The following is a 17,591-nucleotide window of genomic DNA, read 5'->3' on the forward strand; positions in this document are numbered from 1 at the left end:
AACCGCGAAGCCCAAAACCTTCGGTTGCCCCAAGGGACAATATCGCCCCAGCGCCGGATTGTGGTGTGGTTGCGCCCGCCGGATCCTTTGTGTGTTCTCACGCGCGCAGGTGCTTCGATGGCCAGTCATCGACCGATCGCGACCGGGACGAGAGCGCCCTCCCCGCGCCAGAGCAACGTATGCCGTGACCTCGTCGAGGAGACGGAGAACCTGGCACTCGCGGAAGTCGACGGGCCCCTCCACATTTCAGCTCTCTGCGTTGCGCTTGCGGTCAGCGAGCGAACGCTTCGCAAAGCATTCCACAAGGCTTATGGCCTCCCTCCGTGCAGGCATCTTCGAATGTTGCGGCTGTCTCGGGCGAGACGGGCTCTTCTGTCCGCGGATTCCAAGCTCGTAACTGTGACGGAGATCGCGACGTGCTTTGGTTTCGTCGAACTGGGGCGCTTTTCCGTCGAATATCGAAAGGTGTTCGGTGAAAGTCCGTCGCAAACGCTACATCACGCCTTCCCGGAAAGAACGGTCAATGTTGCTGTCCAATAAAGTCTTCCTTTCGGAGGTTGACGATGTGAGTTTCTAAAAGTCGTCTCAATAGCGACGAGCTTGACGTGACCTTAGAGCAACAACGCCGGACAGATTTTGTATGGAACCGATTTGCGGAGAGACATCCAATCTATGGTTGATAGACTGATCTCCAGCATTGGGAGCAAGCCGATGACGCGCGAGTTGTCCGAACCAAGTTTTCGCGGTTGGCTCATCCACTCTAGCGTCGGCGTAGCCGTGTTGATGTTAGGATCCTTGTCCCAGGTGGCCTATGCCGACGAGGGCGGCGTTTCGTTCTGGCTTCCCGGGCAGTTCAGCAGCCTTGCGGCAACTCCCCAGGTGCCGGGCTGGTCCATGGCCGAGGTTTACTATCATACCACTGTATCGGCATTTGGTGGTGTGGCCGCGGCAAGAGAGATTACGATCGGCAGGTTCGCGCCGACAGTTAACGTCAGCTTGAATGCAAGCCTGCATGCGCAAGCCGATCTCCTGCTGCTCAATCCGACTTACACATTCGCGACGCCGGTGCTTGGCGGACAACTGGCCATCGGCATGACCGGCCTGTTCGGCCGATCGGCGGCTTCGATCGATGGAACGCTCACCGCAGGGTTCGGACAGTTTGCGGCAATGCGCATGGGAAGCATCGGCGACTCCATCACCTCCTTCGGCGACCTCTATCCGGTGGCGACGCTGAAGTGGAATGCGGGCGTCAACAATTTCATGACCTATCTGACGGGCGACATTCCCGTTGGCGCCTACAGTCCCACGCGCCTTGCCAATCTCGGTATCGGCCACGCCGCGATCGATGGCGGCGGCGGCTACACCTACTTCAATCCGCAGACCGGGCACGAATTCTCAGCCGTCGCGGGATTTACCTACAACTTCAAGAATCAGGACACGCAATACCAAAACGGCATCGACTTCCACGTCGACTGGGGCGCCTCCCAGTTTCTCTCGAAACAAGTTTTCGTCGGCCTCGTGGGATATGTGTATCAGCAGGTTACGGACGATTTCGGTCAACATCCGATTCTGGGTGGTTTCCAGTCGCGCGTCATTGGTGTGGGGCCGCAGATCGGATTTCTGTTTCCGGTTGGAGACATGCAGGGATACGTCAATCTGAAAGGATACGGCGAATTCGATCAAGCCAACCGGCCGGCGGGATGGAATACGTGGCTGACGTTCTCGATCTCACCGATGGCGCCTACCAGCACTGTGACGCCGACGCGCCACATGGTGACGAAGTAAGGCATCGATCCGTTTTGGGTCAGCGCAGCCGTCGGCTCGCACAGACTTGCGTGCATTCGCCACGAACAAACCTCGTGCGGAGGCGATCCAATGAATTCCATTCCCGGGGCCCGGATACGCCGCTATTTCCTGATTTTTGCAGCGGTGATGGCTTGCTACGTCGCTGTTAGCTACTTGATCTTGCCGGCCACTTGGTCGCGCGTCGAGCATGAACCCGGTCTTTCAAAGCGGGTGATGCGGACCTCGACGGCGCAGGGTATCCCCGGAGATCCCATTAATGTGGGCCTCATTGGAACCCGCGAAGACGTGGTCTATGCCTTTCACGCAGCTGGATGGTATCCAGCAGATCCAATTACGCTGCGGACAAGCCTCGAAATTGTGGACAGCGTCATGCTCGATCGTCCTTACAAGGACGCTCCAGTCAGCCCGCTCTTCTTCGAGGGCCGGCGTGAAGATCTCGCATTTGAAAAGCCGCACGGAGTGAGCGCGGACCGCCGGCAGCACGTTCGGCTATGGTTGGTACTCGAAAGCGGGACCGATGCAGCTCCCGTTTGGCTTGGATCGGCAACTTTCGACAGCGGGGTTACGCTGAGTCGGGACACCGGCCAGGTTACGCACAAAATCGCACCAAATATAGATGAAGAGCGCGACGAGCTGATCGGCGACCTGAACCAGGCGCAGACGGTCTTGCGCATTTATCAAATGAACGGGATCGGCCCTACCCTGAATGGACGGAACGGTGAAGGGGATCCTTATTACACCGACGGAGAGATATGGTTGGCGCGGCTTGTTCCTCGAGGGGAGAAGGCCGACAAGGTCGCCAGCATGCAGCCCTCGCCTGCATTGATCCAAATAAAGGATGCGGTGTTTTCCTGGTCTTCTCCCGGCCATTCACGTTGACTGCTCTGTCGACATGAATTGGGCAAACGAGCCGCGGCGCAGTGCTTTTTTTGCATAGTCGTCCGCGCGGGTTTTGCCGTAACTTGCCAAGCCAAATCTCGCTGCTAACCGGAGATCGGCTCGGCCATGGAAAAAGGCGATCGAGGAACGCATGCTAATCTTGCTAGGGCGACCAACGGTTGGCGGATCGCCGCGCGGCGCGCGCGCAACAATCGAACATGTTGAGACGCCTAGCCAAGGCTGTCTGCTTGCTCCTGCTGGCATCGCATCCCGCCGCCGCTCTCGATGCGGTTTCCCTACAGCTCAAATGGAAGCACCAGTTTCAGTTCGCCGGCTACTACGCGGCGCTTGAGCAGGGTTTCTATCGTAACGCCGGTCTCGACGTGACGATCCGCGAAGGTGGTCCCGATATCGACGTTGCCGAGGCGGTCGCCAGCGGCAAAGCGGATTTCGGCGTCTGCGGCGCCAGTGTTCTGCGTGAATGGGCGGCGGGTCGGCGGCTGGTCGTGTTGGCCGCCATCTTCCAGCACTCCCCGGCAATCATTCTGGTCCCGCGCCGGGCGGACATCAGCAGCGTGTCGGATTTACGCGGCCGCACGCTGATGGACGCGCCGGGGAGCGACGATATCGCCGTGATGCTGAAGCGCGAAGGGGTCGATTACGAGACGTTACCGCGGGTCGCTCACGACGGAAATCCGCGCGATCTCTTGACTGGTCGTGCCGACGCGATGGTTGCTTACAGCACCAACGAGCCGTTCGCTCTTGAGCAGCTCGGAGCCGCATTTCGGACCTTCTCGCCCAGCGCGTACGGAATCGATTTCTATGGCGACAATCTGTGCAGTTCCGAGACAGAGGTGAGAGCCCACCCCGAACGAGTGGCCGCGTTCCGCGCGGCAAGCCTAAAAGGCTGGGCCTATGCGCTGGCGCACAAGGAGGCGACTGTCGATTTGATCCTCAAGACCTATTCGCAAAAAAAGAGCCGCGAGGCTTTGCTGTTCGAAGCAGCCCGCACGGATCTGCTGGTCGGACGGGGCCCAGGCCAAATCGGTGAACAGGATGCCGCGCGCTGGCGACACATCGCCGCGACGTATCGGAAGCTCGGGATGTTGAGTGACGATACGCTGCCCAAAGGGCTGATGTGGGACAGAGAAGACGAAGTCGAAGGACGCTGGTTGATCCCACTGCTCCTTGTCCCGGTCGGATTGGCGATTGCGGGTGTGGTCCTGTACCGAAGTCGCCGTACCCTGCGGGGCGCACTGGCCCGGCTGGGGGCCCTCCCGTTAATCGCCACAATGGGGCGACCAAGGCTGAGCCTGATCATGTCTTTGCTGTTCATCGGCCTCAGCATTCCCGCTCTCATCTTCATCCTGATCTACAATTACAATAAGAACTCGGCCGGCATGGTGTCGATCCTGAACGACGCGGTCGCGCAGACCAGCCGGGCCAGCGTCGAGCGCACCCAGGATTTGATCGAAAGCACGGAAAGCCCGCTTCGCTTTCTCGCCGAGGTGGCCGCCGCCGATCCCGGCTATTTTCGTACCGAGGAAAGCCGCGATCTGCTCCATCGCGCCCTGACCTCGGCTGCGCATATCGACGCCGTCTATGTCAGCTTCGAGGATGGTTATCATCGGGTTGTCACCCGCATCGACGAGGACCGCAGACGCAGCGATCCTCGCATTCCGGCGGCCGCGAACTGGCACTCCAGCTACATCGACGCGATCACGTTTGCGCTCTCACGATTCCGCCATCGCAAATTCTTCGACATATGGCCCCATGAGGTCGGCGGATACGATGTCGGCACTGACACCGACATTCGGACGCTGCCCGGCTATCAGGCGGCCAAGATCACCAGGACGCTTGCCGTGACCGAGCCCTCGATCAACCCCGACACCGGTTTCCCCATTCTCTCGCTGCGTGTTCCAATCTTCCATGGTGTCGACTTCCTGGGCTGCGCATCGGCCAACATCACCATGGACGTCATGTCGCACTTTCTCGACAAGCATCGAGCCAGCCCACACAGCACGACCCTGATCGCGGACCGCAACAACGGCAAGATCATTGCCTTCCCAACCAAGCAGAAGAGCGTCAGCATAGAGAATGGAGCGCTTAGGGTCGCAACTCTGGCGGATATCGACGATCCGGATGTGCGCGAGGCTCATCGTCAGCACGCTCATGCTGGTGCCGACAGCTTCGTCTTCCGATCGCCGGCGAACGGAGAGGATTTCATCGCGGCCTTCGCCAATTTCCCGGATGGTTTCGGTCAGGCCTGGCAGGTGATTACGCTGACGCCGGTCGACGATTTCGTAGGGACGTTGAAGGCAACCAATCGGTTGATGATGGTGATCATCATCATCCTCACCATGATCGAGCTGTTCTTCATCTATTTCGCAGCCAGCCGACTGTCGCGGCCGGTCGAAAACGTGTCGCGACAATTGCAGGAGATCGAAAGTCTGCAATTCGACACACCCGGGACTCAGCCATCCAATATCCGGGAGATCGCGAGGCTGGAGTCCGCGGCTTCGCTGTTGCGAACATCGCTGAAATCGTTCTCCTCCTTTGTTCCGCTCGATGTGGTCCGCCAGCTCATCAAATCCGGCATTCCGCTGACCCTGGGCGTTGAGCCGCGAATGCTCACCGTGTTCTTTTCCGATCTTGAGAATTTTTCCAGCCACTCCGAGACTCTCGCACCGGACGACCTTCTGGTTCAGATCTCGACCTATCTCGAGGAAGTGTCAGGCGCGATATCGCAAGAGGGAGGAACCGTCGACAAGTTCATTGGCGACGGCGTCATGGCGTTCTGGAACGCCCCGGTACAGCGTACCGACCATGTGCTGCGTGGCTGCGCGGGCGCCTTGCGGGCAGCGCGGCGCATGGAGCGTGTCAACGATGCCTGGGAGGCGGAAGGCCGGCCGCGAATCCGAATCCGGATCGGACTTAATTGCGCCAATGTTCTTGTCGGCAATGTCGGCTCTTCGGCTCGACTGAGCTACACGGCCTTGGGAGACGGCGTGAATGTCGCCGCCCGCCTTGAAGGCATCAACAAGCTGTTTGGCACCACCATCTGCATCAGCGACAGCATCTACGACCATGCGCAGTCCGACATACTCGCTCGACCACTGAAGCGCGTTCAGGTGAAGGGCCGCAAGACCGGGTTCATGATCTATGAGTTGCTCGCTATCCGCGCCAGCGACGATCCCGAGCTGAGCGTCCGTGACCGTGACGAGCGGCTGTGCGCGATGACCTGGAAAGCGTCGCAGTGGATGGAGGCCGGCGATTTTGCAGCGGCGGAGCGCGGCTATCGCGATATTCTTGACAATTTTCCCGCCGATCCCGTGGCGAAGGTCATGCTCGAGGAATGCGGGCAGAGGCGAACCTCCCTTGTAGTCGGTTTTTGATCCTGAACGGCTATCTAGCTCGATGATTTCGGCGTGGCGAATTGTTTCCTCAAAGTCGGCCCAGCACCCCCATCGGGCTGATTTTGCATAGTCGCCCGTAACGGGAGTGCGTAATTTTGCGCGGCCAGTTTTATATTGCGCACGAGCGCCCGAGCACACGCCGCAAAGAGGAAGGAATGTTCAGATGTTGACGAAACGTGATCTTCTTCGCTCCGCCGCCCTAGCTGCAATCACCGCGTCGACGGCGAAGTCCGTCCCTGTGCAAGCGCAGACGAACGCCGACCGCCCTGGCTTCCTCAAGGCAAAGGACATTGCCGAGGCAGGGTTCATCTACGGCCTGCCCATTGTGATGGGCTACGGCGTCATGTACGAGTTTGCGGTAGATCGCAATTCCGGGCAGTACAAGGCGCCGTTCAATCAGATTGCGAACGCGGCCAACGTATTCACCTATAAAGACACCGCCGTTGTCACACCGAACAGCGACACGCCTTATTCAGTCGTATGGATGGACTTGCGGGCGGAGCCGCTCGTGCTTTCGGTCCCGCCGGTGGACCCGAAGCGCTACTACTCGGTCATGCTGTGCGACGGTAATACCTACAACTACGGCTATATCGGGACCCGTGCCACGGGGAGCGAAGCCGGCGACTACATGGTTGTCGCTCCGGACTGGAAGGGCGCAACTCCGCCAGGAATTAAAAAGGTGTTCCGGTCGAGCACCCAGTTCTCGATGGCGATATATCGCACCCAGCTCTTCAGCCCCGACGATCTCGACAACGTCAAGAAGGTGCAGGCCGGCTACAAGGTGCAGACGCTTTCGGCCTATCTGAAACAGCCGGCTACGACTGCCGCAGCAACGATCGATTTTCCTGAAATCGACAAGGAACTCGCGAAGACGAACTTTTTCGACTACCTCGACTTCGCGCTGCAATTTGCTCCGGCCCAGGAGAACGAGAAGGAGATACGCGCGCAGCTCGCCAGTATCGGCGTCGGACCCGGCAAAACCTTCAACTTCAAGGACCTGCCGCTGGAGCAAAAGCTCGAAGTCGGCTTGGGCATGAAGGAAGGTGAGAAGAAGGTCGATGAGGCCGTCGCCAATGCCGGCAAGGCGATCAATGGCTGGCGAGTCAGCTCGCTTTTCGGCGATAGTGCTTTTTTCAACGGCGACTGGTTGAAACGCGCTGCCGGCGCGAAGGGAGGAATATACGGCAACGACGCAGCGGAGGCGATGTATCCCGCCAGGCGCACCGACAGCGATGGTCAGACCCTGGACGGCAGCCAACACAATTACACGCTGACATTCCCAGCAGGGCAGTTGCCGCCGGTGAATGCCTTCTGGTCGCTGACCATGTACGACGGCAAGTCGCAGTTGCTGATCGAAAACCCGATCAATCGCTATCTGATCAACTCGCCGATGCTAGCGACCATGAAGACAAATGCCGACGGGTCGCTCACGCTCTACATCCAGAACAAATCGCCAGGCGCTGACAAGGAATCGAACTGGCTGCCTGCTCCAAACGGCCCGATCTATCTGGTGTTGCGGCTCTACTGGCCGAAGGTCGAACCACCTTCGATCCTGCCGGTGGGTGAAGGCACCTGGCAGCCGCCCGACATCAAGCGGGTGTCGTAGATGCAGCGGATCCGGTAATGGCAGTAGCGAACCAAACGAACCAGAAGGACACCGCCATGCGAGCACATCTGACCTATCCAGCGATACTCACCGCGTTCTTGCTAGGTTCGACGTCAATGGCCCCTGCACAGACCGGCGAGTTCGCCGTTCAAGTCCCGGGTTCGGTCGTTCACGACGGTTGGGAGCTTCAAGACCGACTGCAAAATGCCCGGTCTGGAGCGCCCGCCAAATCGGTCAGCCCCACAACTCAAAGCTACGACGGACCGAATCCTGCGCGGCCAGTAGCCGGCAGCGTCACAACTGTGAACCCAACCAAAGGCGGACGGTAAGTCGAAGCTAACGAGCCCCCGTACTCATCTGGAGGCATGTCAGTAGACTAACATAACTCGGTGTGCCGCCAACCCTTTCATTCTCGGTGCAGCTCGCTCTGCTTGGTGCAGCAAATTTCGACCATTGGTTCCCCAGTTGCTGTCTTGCCCGTTGTTCATCTCTTATGCAGCTCTTATCAGGTTCACGGACACTGAGACCAGCGGTAGCGGCGACGTCGAGTTTGCAATTGCGGGTGATGTCGAACTTCGGCACCTGGTCAGCCACCGCAACAACCAACTGCGTGCTAACAATTATCATAGAGATCGAGATAGGCATGCTAGCCTCCTGCTCGTATTTCGCTTAAGTGCATTTTGAAAAGCGGACCATCCGCATTCAACTCCTAGTCAGGCTGGGCACCATTCGTCTATGCGAAAACCGACAGCCGTCGCGCTTCCGCCGATGCTCGTTCGGTTACTCAAACGACTGCGCTTTGGGAGCGCGGTTGTCTCCTATTGGAAGCCCTGCGGTCACCAATTGGGCCGTCTGATTTTGCATAGACGGGTGCTTCCGCCTTGATATTCTTTCCGTCTCGTGACCGGCGTTTCGGGGGGTAGCAAGGACGTTCTAATGCGGGGGAGGCGTTCGTTGTCAAAGGGCCAGGAGCATAACGCGGCTGCGGTGAAATCATCGCCGATCTTCGGCGTCCCGCTTCCTCACCCACCTGCCCTGCAACTGATTTACGATACGGCGCCGATCGGTCTTGCGTTCCTTTCCCCGGATTGCCGCTATTTGCAGATCAATCAGCGGCTCACTGAGATATGCGGCATTTCGGTCGAGGATCATCTCGGACGTTCCGTTCGGGATTGCGTGCCGGCGCTGGCTGAAGCCGTCGAAGGAATCGTGCGCTCGATCATGAGAACCGGCGAACCGGTAATTGGCGTCGAAGTGGCCGGTCAGCGCGCAGACCAAACCGACGAACGATCATGGGTTACCTATTGGCACCCGTTGCGAAATTCGGCTGGCGAGATTGTCGGCGTTAACGTCGCTGCCGAAGAGATCACCGAGCGCAAGCGCGCGGAAGCAGCGCTGCAGGCGAACGAAAAAGAGCTGCGCTGCGCCAGGGATGCGGCCGAAGCAGCGCTGCGAAATCTACGCGAGACTCAAAACTCCCTGATTGAAGCTGAAAAGCTCGCAGCCCTTGGGCGGCTGGTGGCGGGGGTCGCGCATGAGATCAATAATCCGGTAGGTACCAGCCTGACTGTAGCTTCGTCGCTTGAACAAAAGACCGCAGCACTCGCTGCGGAAGTCGCGCAAGGCAATCTAAGGCGTTCAAGCCTGAATGAGTTTCTCGAAATCAGCCGCGAGGCATCATCGCAACTGGTTGCCAATCTCAATCACGCGGCCCAAATGATTCAATCGTTCAAGCAGGTGGCTACCGACCGAAATTACTCCGATCGACGCACCTTCGATCTCGGCGATCTGACCGAACAGGTTGTCATCGGCTTGCGGCAAGGTTCGGGACGGGAAAAGCTGATTGTCAACGTCGAGTGCCAACCCGATCTGACGATGGAGAGCTATCCGGGACCCTACGGACAGGTCCTGACTTCTCAACTCGGTCGCGCATGCGTTTCCCGACGGTAAGAGCGGTGCTATCGACATCAAGATGCAGGCGTCCGGGAATGACAATGTCGAAATTCTGTTTTCGGACGACGGCTGCGGCATGAGCCACAGCGTCAGGCGCAAAGCGTTCGATCCGTTCTTCACGACCCGTCGCGATCAGGGCAGCACCGGCCTCGGGCTGCATATCGTCTACAGCATCGTTACGAATTGCCTGGGTGGCCGGCTCAATCTCGATAGCGAGCCAGGCAAGGGAACGAAGATGCAGCTCTTGCTGCCCCGGGTGGCGCCGGCAGGCTGACTAACTGCCGCGAGAAGCCATTGGCGCGGTGTGGGCGTTCACCTGCGCCTCCTGTCATTTTGCGACGCCGGGTTTGGCGAATCGCGTCGCGCTGGCCGCCGACGTTCCATATTCGTCCATTTGGGAAGTCCGCTTTGCGCCAGCAATGCGCGGGCGAACAGACCGACAAAATTGAGAAACGCCCAATTCTTTTGAGCTTCTCGACGTCCGGAAGCTGGCGATCCCGGCATGACTCGAACATGCGACCTACGGTTTAGGAAACCGTCGCTCTATCCGGCTGAGCTACGGGACCGAAGACCCGCGCAAGGCGGCGGGTGCTTGGGAGTTAGATACCAGAGCGGCGGCGTGATCGCCAGCCTCCGGGCAGCCCTTTTGCCACGCGAAAAGCGTGGCGCGGACATCGATTTTTGGCCAGAATGGGTACCGAAGCGATTTTGTGAAGGAGACTGGTCTCCTCACATTCCACCGGGGTCACAGGCGTCATGAAAAGCATCGCAGGTCTAACGCTATTTTTTGCCATCCTCGCCGGTTGCGCCGAAGCGGGCGAGCCGGTTCGCGTCGAGCAGGCCTCCGCGGGCAAGCCCTACGACTTCATCGTTCACGTCCAGAACACCTATGCGATCGGCTACAATCCGGAGGTGAGGGAAGACCGCAACCGCATGGCGCTGCGAATTCTCAGGGGCCAATGCAGGTCGGCATGGGTGGTTGGCGATGACAAGATCGACACCGAAATCTTTGGCATCACCACGTCCCGCCCCGACTACGTCGTTTTGGTGAAATGCGCCTGAAGGCGCGCTTGGCGCCTTCCAAGCCAGACCGCGATCTTTATTGTTGCTGAAGTTTTGTAATGGTCCTGGTGCCACCCGTTTCCGAGACGGAATAGGTGACCTTGTCGCCGGCATGCACCGTATCTAACGACAAGCCGGCTGGTACTTTGAACTCTTCGGCCGCGCCGGCAGTATTCGCTCCGACGGTACCGCCTTGCGTCGGTTGAATCGCGACCATGCGATTGATCCGGTCAACCTCGGTAACCACTCCGGTAAGCGGTTGTTGGGCCAAAGCTGCCGAACTGATCAAGGCTGCCGAGCTGCTGATGGTGAGGGCCGCAGCGCCAGCCAGAACGATCTTTGCCAATCTCATGGCAGTCCTCCCGGTTTTAGAGGTATGCGCGATAAACCGTAATCGCCGCGTTGGTTCCTTCACCAGATCGCCGCGGCAGGGCCCGCGACAGCCACGGCATTCATGACCGCGAGCATGTTGGGAAGAATCGATGTTGAATCGGGCGTGGTTCCCCGCGCGGGAACCTCAGGCTGGATTCTCAACGTCCGGCGCGCGCGGGCTTCGATCGCGCGGCTCCCTCTCGTCCACCTGGTTCTTGAGATCGGCCGCCTTCTCAAGGAAGCCGGCTGCAACGTTGGTGTCCGTGGTGGTTTTGGCGAACTTCAAAAGCGTCGCCGCCTGACGCGTGAGATACTCTCGGCTAGCCACTACGTATTTCCCCTAACTTTGCCAACCCCCACACACACCACGCGGGAACCCCGTTTTTCGTTCCAGGAGAAATGTACAAAAGTGTACTGAAACCGGGTTCCACATCCACAAAGCACAACGCCGCCCAAGCGGAATATGATCGCTCGGCGGCGTTGGTCAGTCACCGAGGCCCCTGAAATCCCCCGGCTCGAATATGTATACAAGGCCAGGACAAAGGTTCAAAAATAGAGCACCCGCAGAAATACGGGGAGCGCGCGGCGGAACTTTCCGCCGTTTCGGGGTGACAAGCCGGCCTAAAATGTGGACAATTCGTTAAATTCAGGGTTTTGCCAATTTCAAAGATTTTGGCGGGCAATTGATGCGCGTTATTTCCGCCCTGTTGCTTGCCGGAATTCTGACCTTGCCGGCCAATGCCGAGACGCGCGCCGCCGATGGTCCAGGCCGGTTCGCGCTGGTGATCGGCAATGCCAAATATCCCGACAACGAATTCGTCCTGAAAGACGCCGCCAACGACGCCCAGGACATCGCTGATGAACTCAGGCACGACAAGTTTGACGTGGAACTAGGCGTCAACCTGACCGGTGACGCGATGCGGCAAGCGCTCGATCGTTTATACGCCAAAATTGCGCAGGGATCCGCCGCGCTGATTTTCTTCGACGGTTTCGGCATTCAATCCGGTCGCCAGACCTACCTGATCCCGGTCGATGCCCAGATCTGGGTCGAGCCGGACGTGCTGCGCGACGGCTTCAATCTGGAGACCATCCTCAGCGAGATGAGCAACCGCGGCGCGTCGGTCAAGATCGCGCTGCTCGACGCCGCGCGGCGTAACCCGTTTGAGCGCCGCTTTCGCCGCTACTCCGCGGGCTTGGCCCCGGCGGTGACGCCCAACAATACGCTGGTGCTGTATTCCACCGCGCTCGGCTCGGTCGCCAGCGACAGCAAGAACGACCACAGCCTGTTCGTGACGGAACTGCTCAGGGAGATTCGCACGCCCGGCGTCAGCGCCGAGCAATCGCTCAGGAACACCCAGACCGGGGTGGTGGGCGCATCAAAGAGCGAACAGGTGCCCTGGCTATCGTCTTCGATGGCGGTCGACTTTTCATTCTCCACCAGCCTCGTACCGGACAGCGGCGACCACAAGATACCCAGGATCGAGCCCAAGATCGAACCGAAGATCGAACCGAAGATCGAACCGAAGCTCGAATCGAAGCTCGACCATGGCGGTCCGCCGCCCTGCGTGACTGTCAAAGCGGACAACCCGCCGAGCCCGGAAGAGCTCGCCCAGGACCCAGTGATCAAGGATTTGAGCCGCCGCGTGTCCGCCAATCGGAACGACGCGCTGGCGCATTACAAGCGCGGACAGATTTACGCGATCAAGCATGCCTATTCGCTGGCCGTGCAGGATTTCAACGAGGTCATCCGATTGAGCCCGAAGGACGCGCCGACTTATAATAATTTATGCTGGACGCTTGCCGCGCTCGGCGATCTGCAGTCAGCGCTGAAGGATTGCAACGAGGCGCTCCGGCTCAAGCCGGAATCCGCGGATGCGCTGGACAGCCGCGGCCTGGTCAATCTGAAGCTCGGCAACAACAGCGACGCGATCAGGGATTATTCCAACGCGCTTGACAATAATCCTCGCTCGGTATCATCGCTGTTCGGCCGCGGCGTCGCGAAACAGCGCAGCGGCGCCGACGGAACGTCGGACCTTAGCGCCGCGAAATCGCTGGATGCCGGGATCGTCAAGGAATTTGCCGCCTACGGCGTCAGCGAGTGCAGCCCGCGATGAGGCATTCACTTTTCGTCATGCCCGGGCTTGTCCCGGCCATCCACGTCTCTCCTACCGCAATTGCCCAAAAAGACGTGGATGCCCGGGACAAGCCCGGGCATGACAACTTCATTTGGCTGCGTCCCTCACCCACCACGACCTGCTGATTTCAACGCCTCCGCCAGCCCCTGCGGATCGTCGGTGCCGATGCGGCGGATTTCGCCGGATTTCAGCCGCAGTTCGACGGCGTCGAAACCTGACACGTTATAGAGCCGGAAACCCGGGCCCATCCGGATGCCAAACCCGTTCCACCAATGGTTCCGTACCGGGGCGACGTTCTGGATGTCGTTGAACGGTAGGCGATAGTCCCAAAATCCCGGGCCGAAATACCACCGAAGTTCCGTCGCGCCGACCTCGACGGTCAGTGACGAGAACACGACCGCCGCGGCGATCAGCGCGACCAAGGCGACGAGCGGCGACCACTGCCCGCTCCGCCAAGCGACAAATGCATCGAGCATGGCCGCGGCCAGCAACACAGCCATGATCCAAACGCCACGCTGGGTGTGATGATACGCTATGACCATGACCTCCTGCCCGCAAACGCGCCAGGCGAAAGTTCCCGCGCCATTTTTCAGGCCTGTTTATATCGCCATTTGGTCGCAAAAGCCGCGAGCCGGGTTCACTGTGTCCCCGTCGTCACAGGCGAGCGGAAAGCGCGCGATCGGGTATGTAAGACACAGGTTTTTCTGGGGTGACAAGTCGACCGATAATGGCGACAATTGGCGCAAATCACGTCGCAGGAACTTTAGAAAAATTGCAAAGGAAAATCGTGATCGCATCGCGCCCATCCGCCTTGCTGATTGCCGCGCTTGCTGCAGCTGCGATGCTGGCACCATTGCGCACGCAGGCGCAGTGGTGGTCGCGCGCGCCGGCCGATTTCGAGGAATGCGCCGACGCCGCGGAGAAGGCGGCGACCAAGGACGTCAAGGCCTCGGCGCTCACCGCATGCAACGCGAAATTCGCCGGCCGCCGCAAGCCGGGCGGCGGCTACACCTATTACGATTTCATGCAGAACCGGAGCTTTGATATCGCCGGTCCCAACCCGACACCGGAAGAGCAGAAGCAGATCGACGAGCAATATACCGCCTTCCTCGACCGCGAGCGGCGCAACAGCATCGCGGCGGCGTTGGCGGCGAAACAGCAGCAGCAATTGTTGCAGCAGGCCTCGCTGCAGAGTGAAAAGGTGCCGGAAAACGAAAAGGCACCGGCGCCGGTGGAGACGCACAATAAGCCGCAGGCCGTCGTGAACGACATCAAGCCGCATCCGAAAAATTCAACTTGCGCGCCGCATACCTTCTCCTGCGACTGGCCGCGGCTTTCCGAAAGCATCAAGGATCTGAAGAAGGCGTTGTTCGGCTCGCCCACGAGCAAGGCGAAGCGAAGCTGATTTCTCGCCCAGCAAATCTGCCCACACTTCGAGGTCATTCCCCGCGCAGGCGGGGAATCCAGTAACCACCGAACGCCCTTGGGGCGACGGGCTGCCCAATCCGCTCGGCGGCGATTACTGGATGCCCGCCTTCGCGGGCATGACGGCAGTGCGGGCGCACGACAGCGGCACGACAATCTCAATCCGTGATCACCATCGCCCAGAACTTGCGGTACGGCGAATTCGGGTTGCTCACCGACGCCACGCCGACGCGGCGCGCGCCGGCCATCAGGAGATTCTCGCGGTGGCCGGTGGAGTTTTCCCACTGCTTCAGCATCTCGGAAAAGCTGAGAAACCCGGCGCCGATGTTTTCCGCCGCCCTCGATTTGCGCAAGCCCGCCACTCGCGCCGGAAAATTGCCGCCGACGCTGTGGCTGACGCTGCCACTCGCGGCCATCGCCTGCGCCTGTTTCAGCGCAACCGCGCCGAGACGGCTGTCGGAGCGCACCGCGGGCAGGCCATGCGCCCGCCGATAGGCGCTGATCGCGCCGGCGCAATCGTCCGCGCGCGCGGTTGCAACGAAGCTCAGGCTTAGAGAGAGCGCGAGAAGGAACAACCTCATCGTATATCGTGTCGGCATGCGTGGTTTTTAATGAGCGTCGTGATGGGCGCGTTTGAGGCGGGGAGCACGCGACTTGGCAGCAGGCACGACCGGCGCATCGATGACCGGCGCGGCACTGCCGCGCGCGGCGTGCTGCTCCTGCAGTCTCGAATCGTAGCCGGGCGACGGCGTCACCGTCGGCGGGGCGGCGCTTGCCGGCGCCATCAAGACCTGGCCGACGAGAGCCATACCGGCGGCAATGAAAAGACCTTTGCAAATTCGCTTCATATTCATTGCTCCCGAAAGCGCCGCACGTACCGCTCGATCGTCGCCTTTTCAAGGCAATGCGGCTCATTTCATTCGAGAGCCCGGACACTCCAGGTGGCGTGGCGAACCCCGGGCTGGCCGGCGAGGCTCGCAACGACGGCGTCGAGTTCCTCCGGTTCGATCGACTGGCTCACCAGCGTTGCGACGATCTCGGCGGTGTCGCCGGAGCGGTAGACCACGTCGATATCGCGCACCGGGTAGTTTGCCGCCTCGAGCTTTTCCAGCAGCAATTCACGAATCGCGGCAACGGAAGCGGCGTCGGCCGTAACCAGCACATCGTAGCTTGCTTCCGAGGCCTGTTCGTCGATCGGAATGCGATCGATGGCCTTGACCAGCGGACGAAGCAGCGTATTGCCGCCGAGCACGAAGACCGTCAGCAGCGCGGCTTGGGCGACCATATCCGCGCCGGCGCAGCATCCGACCGCGGCCGAAGCCCATAACGTCGCCGCCGTGTTGAGGCCACGGACGTTCATGCCTTCCTTCATGATCGCGCCGGCGCCGAGAAAGCCGATCCCCGAGACCACATAGGCAATCACCCGAACGGCGCCTTCGGCTTCCGCCAGGTGATAGGCGAGATCGACAAACGCCGAGGCGCCGACGGCGACCAGCACATTGGTTCGTAACCCCGCGCTGCGCTGGCGATATTGCCGCTCGGCGCCGATGATGGTTCCGAACACGAAGGCGGTCAGCAGGCTGACGAGCGTGTCGAGAAAATCGTAGAGCTGAAACGTCTGAATGAAGCGCATTATTTGTCTCGATCGGGGGTCAGACGTCTATCATGGAATTCGACGGCCTTATCTGCTCGACCGTCAGCCCGGGCGAGCCTTTGCCTGACGCCTCGGCCGCTTTCACCAGCGCGACGACGCGACGCGACAATGGCACCTTGAGCCCGCGCCGGTCGGCGATCTCCGTGATGACGCCCTGCAGATAGTCGATCTCGGTGCGGCGGCCACGCTGCAGGTCTTCCCACATCGAGGAGCGCGCCTGCGGATCGATCTTCAAGGTGCGCCCGAGCACGGCTGCGAATATCGCGTCGGGCAGCCGCAACAGATGCGGCGTCAGGCCGGCCGGAACCGGCGTCGCGGATACCGGCTTGATGCCCTCGGCGCGGATCGCGGCGAGGCCCTCGGCCATCTGGTCCGCCATCAGCCGGCGCCAGGCGCGCTGCGCGAGCTGCTGGCGAAGCGGCAGGTCGGCCAGCGCATTGATCGCGTTGTTGAGATTGACCAAGAGCTTGCCCCATTGCAGGCCGGCGATGTTGTCGCTCGCATGCATCTTCAACCCCGGCACCGAAAGCTGCGCGGCGGTATCGGCGTCGTCCCGCTCGATCACGATATCGCCCGAAGTGGCGCGGTGGTATCGGCCCTCGCCGGGAGCGACCACATTGAACGGCACCACGCCCGCCAATACGCGCCGGCCCGGTAATTTTTGGCGCAGCACGGCAACATTGCCGATGCCGTTCTGCAGGCTGACAATGACGGCATCGCTGGGCGCATGGCGCGCGATCGCGTCGGCGATTTCAGCCGTGTCCGCGCTCTTGACCGTCACCAGCACCACGCCGGCATCGCCGAAAATCGCGCCATCTTGGGACAGCACCAGTTGATGGGCCGGGATGGTGCGATCAGAACCATCGAAGCTGGTCAGCCGCAGCCCGCTTAATTCGATCTCACCGATCACGCGTGGGCGCGCCAATAGCGCGACCTTGCGGCCGGCGGCGGCATACATGCCGCCAACAAAGCAGCCGATGCTGCCCGCGCCCGCCACGCCGATCGGTTTTTCCAAAATCATCCCGCCACCGATAGCAGACTTTTATGTCCTCTTCTCCCTCTCCCCGCTCTTCGCGGGGAGAGGGTCGGGGTGAGGGGCTGCTTCCGCAAATTCGGAAGGCGAAGAGTGCGCGGTAAGTCCCCCTCACCCGAAATTCGCTTCCGCGAATTTCGACCTCTCCCCGCAAGCGGGGAGAGGTGAAGTAGTGCTCTGCCACGCATCCGCCTCCGCCGCTCGCCTTGTAACCGTCATAGCCCGCCGTTATGTTTCCCGCGGGGCGGGT

The 17,591-nt window shown here is 60.2% G+C and carries 15 protein-coding genes, 1 tRNA gene and 1 pseudogene; 9 read left to right on the forward strand and 8 right to left on the reverse strand.

Annotated features, from left to right (window positions below):
* Window positions 1–117 precede the first annotated feature (117 nt).
* The 6 genes and pseudogenes from B5526_RS39750 to B5526_RS16910 form a co-directional block, all read left to right on the forward strand.
* Entirely contained in the window at window positions 118–540 is a 423-nt protein-coding gene (locus tag B5526_RS39750; protein WP_079539709.1) for a helix-turn-helix domain-containing protein, read from the forward strand.
* Window positions 541–783: 243 nt separating this feature from the next.
* Window positions 784–1,785, forward strand: coding sequence for a SphA family protein (locus tag B5526_RS16890; RefSeq protein WP_433994650.1), 1,002 nt, complete (start codon window positions 784–786; stop codon window positions 1,783–1,785).
* 90 nt (window positions 1,786–1,875) lie between these two features.
* Window positions 1,876–2,685 carry an LssY C-terminal domain-containing protein gene (locus tag B5526_RS16895; RefSeq protein ID WP_079539711.1) on the forward strand — a complete coding sequence of 270 codons (810 nt, stop codon included), beginning with the start codon at window positions 1,876–1,878 and terminating at the stop codon, window positions 2,683–2,685.
* A gap of 218 nt (window positions 2,686–2,903) precedes the next feature.
* Window positions 2,904–6,080 carry an ABC transporter substrate-binding protein gene (locus B5526_RS16900; RefSeq protein WP_154071342.1) on the forward strand — a complete coding sequence of 1,059 codons (3,177 nt, stop codon included), beginning with the start codon at window positions 2,904–2,906 and terminating at the stop codon, window positions 6,078–6,080.
* A gap of 184 nt (window positions 6,081–6,264) precedes the next feature.
* Window positions 6,265–7,707, forward strand: a complete 1,443-nt coding sequence (locus B5526_RS16905) for a DUF1254 domain-containing protein (RefSeq protein ID WP_079539716.1) — start codon at window positions 6,265–6,267, stop codon at window positions 7,705–7,707.
* Between the two features lie 1,035 nt (window positions 7,708–8,742).
* Window positions 8,743–9,934, forward strand: a pseudogene (locus B5526_RS16910) (sensor histidine kinase); the annotation flags it as partial.
* A gap of 215 nt (window positions 9,935–10,149) precedes the next feature.
* Here B5526_RS16910 and B5526_RS16915 read toward each other — a convergent pair.
* A tRNA-Arg gene (locus tag B5526_RS16915) sits at window positions 10,150–10,226 on the reverse strand.
* A gap of 190 nt (window positions 10,227–10,416) precedes the next feature.
* Here B5526_RS16915 and B5526_RS16920 point away from each other — a divergent pair.
* Window positions 10,417–10,722 carry a hypothetical protein gene (locus tag B5526_RS16920; RefSeq protein ID WP_079539718.1) on the forward strand — a complete coding sequence of 102 codons (306 nt, stop codon included), beginning with the start codon at window positions 10,417–10,419 and terminating at the stop codon, window positions 10,720–10,722.
* A gap of 37 nt (window positions 10,723–10,759) precedes the next feature.
* Here B5526_RS16920 and B5526_RS16925 read toward each other — a convergent pair whose 3' ends face one another.
* Together B5526_RS16925 and B5526_RS16930 are read right to left on the reverse strand one after the other, a co-directional pair.
* On the reverse strand, window positions 10,760–11,074 hold the full coding sequence (locus B5526_RS16925) for a copper-binding protein (protein ID WP_079539720.1): 315 nt from the start codon (window positions 11,072–11,074) through the stop codon (window positions 10,760–10,762).
* A gap of 165 nt (window positions 11,075–11,239) precedes the next feature.
* Window positions 11,240–11,422 carry a hypothetical protein gene (locus B5526_RS16930; RefSeq protein WP_079539723.1) on the reverse strand — a complete coding sequence of 61 codons (183 nt, stop codon included), beginning with the start codon at window positions 11,420–11,422 and terminating at the stop codon, window positions 11,240–11,242.
* A 358-nt stretch (window positions 11,423–11,780) separates the two neighbouring features.
* Here B5526_RS16930 and B5526_RS16935 point away from each other — a divergent pair, with 358 nt between their 5' ends.
* Entirely contained in the window at window positions 11,781–13,208 is a 1,428-nt protein-coding gene (locus tag B5526_RS16935) for a caspase family protein (protein WP_079539725.1), read from the forward strand.
* A 125-nt stretch (window positions 13,209–13,333) separates the two neighbouring features.
* On the opposite strand, the gene B5526_RS16940 is transcribed toward B5526_RS16935, so the two are convergent.
* Window positions 13,334–13,723, reverse strand: coding sequence for a hypothetical protein (locus tag B5526_RS16940; protein WP_433994632.1), 390 nt, complete (start codon window positions 13,721–13,723; stop codon window positions 13,334–13,336).
* 293 nt (window positions 13,724–14,016) lie between these two features.
* Between B5526_RS16940 and B5526_RS16945 the strand changes: the two genes are divergently transcribed.
* Window positions 14,017–14,634, forward strand: a complete 618-nt coding sequence (locus B5526_RS16945) for a hypothetical protein (protein WP_244562321.1) — start codon at window positions 14,017–14,019, stop codon at window positions 14,632–14,634.
* A 178-nt stretch (window positions 14,635–14,812) separates the two neighbouring features.
* Here the strand turns inward: B5526_RS16945 and B5526_RS16950 are convergent, their stop codons facing one another.
* From B5526_RS16950 to B5526_RS16965, 4 genes are all read right to left on the reverse strand, one after another.
* Window positions 14,813–15,235, reverse strand: a complete 423-nt coding sequence (locus tag B5526_RS16950; protein WP_079539729.1) for a CAP domain-containing protein — start codon at window positions 15,233–15,235, stop codon at window positions 14,813–14,815.
* Between the two features lie 27 nt (window positions 15,236–15,262).
* Window positions 15,263–15,502, reverse strand: a complete 240-nt coding sequence (locus B5526_RS16955; protein ID WP_079545066.1) for a hypothetical protein — start codon at window positions 15,500–15,502, stop codon at window positions 15,263–15,265.
* 68 nt (window positions 15,503–15,570) lie between these two features.
* Window positions 15,571–16,287: an MgtC/SapB family protein gene (locus B5526_RS16960; RefSeq protein ID WP_079539731.1), complete on the reverse strand. Its 717-nt coding sequence runs from the start codon at window positions 16,285–16,287 to the stop codon at window positions 15,571–15,573.
* 19 nt (window positions 16,288–16,306) lie between these two features.
* The gene (locus tag B5526_RS16965; RefSeq protein ID WP_079539734.1) at window positions 16,307–17,329 is read right to left on the reverse strand and encodes a 2-dehydropantoate 2-reductase; all 1,023 of its coding nucleotides are present in this window, start codon (window positions 17,327–17,329) and stop codon (window positions 16,307–16,309) included.
* Window positions 17,330–17,591 lie beyond the last annotated feature (262 nt).

Source organism: Bradyrhizobium lablabi (genome assembly GCF_900141755.1).
GTDB classification, from domain to species: Bacteria; Pseudomonadota; Alphaproteobacteria; order Rhizobiales; family Xanthobacteraceae; genus Bradyrhizobium; species Bradyrhizobium lablabi_A.

What these genes read in the sequence shown, in the direction of transcription:
- B5526_RS16925 (WP_079539720.1), bottom strand. Translation starts at nt 11,074, where the DNA reads ATGAGATTGGCAAAGATCGTTCTGGCTGGCGCTGCGGCCCTCACCATC.
- B5526_RS16935 (WP_079539725.1), top strand. Translation starts at nt 11,781, where the DNA reads ATGCGCGTTATTTCCGCCCTGTTGCTTGCCGGAATTCTGACCTTGCCG.
- B5526_RS16950 (WP_079539729.1), bottom strand. Translation starts at nt 15,235, where the DNA reads ATGAGGTTGTTCCTTCTCGCGCTCTCTCTAAGCCTGAGCTTCGTTGCA.
- B5526_RS16905 (WP_079539716.1), top strand. Translation starts at nt 6,265, where the DNA reads ATGTTGACGAAACGTGATCTTCTTCGCTCCGCCGCCCTAGCTGCAATC.
- B5526_RS16965 (WP_079539734.1), bottom strand. Translation starts at nt 17,329, where the DNA reads ATGATTTTGGAAAAACCGATCGGCGTGGCGGGCGCGGGCAGCATCGGC.
- B5526_RS16920 (WP_079539718.1), top strand. Translation starts at nt 10,417, where the DNA reads ATGAAAAGCATCGCAGGTCTAACGCTATTTTTTGCCATCCTCGCCGGT.
- B5526_RS16955 (WP_079545066.1), bottom strand. Translation starts at nt 15,502, where the DNA reads ATGAAGCGAATTTGCAAAGGTCTTTTCATTGCCGCCGGTATGGCTCTC.
- B5526_RS39750 (WP_079539709.1), top strand. Translation starts at nt 118, where the DNA reads ATGGCCAGTCATCGACCGATCGCGACCGGGACGAGAGCGCCCTCCCCG.
- B5526_RS16960 (WP_079539731.1), bottom strand. Translation starts at nt 16,287, where the DNA reads ATGCGCTTCATTCAGACGTTTCAGCTCTACGATTTTCTCGACACGCTC.
- B5526_RS16895 (WP_079539711.1), top strand. Translation starts at nt 1,876, where the DNA reads ATGAATTCCATTCCCGGGGCCCGGATACGCCGCTATTTCCTGATTTTT.
- B5526_RS16890 (WP_433994650.1), top strand. Translation starts at nt 784, where the DNA reads ATGTTAGGATCCTTGTCCCAGGTGGCCTATGCCGACGAGGGCGGCGTT.
- B5526_RS16900 (WP_154071342.1), top strand. Translation starts at nt 2,904, where the DNA reads ATGTTGAGACGCCTAGCCAAGGCTGTCTGCTTGCTCCTGCTGGCATCG.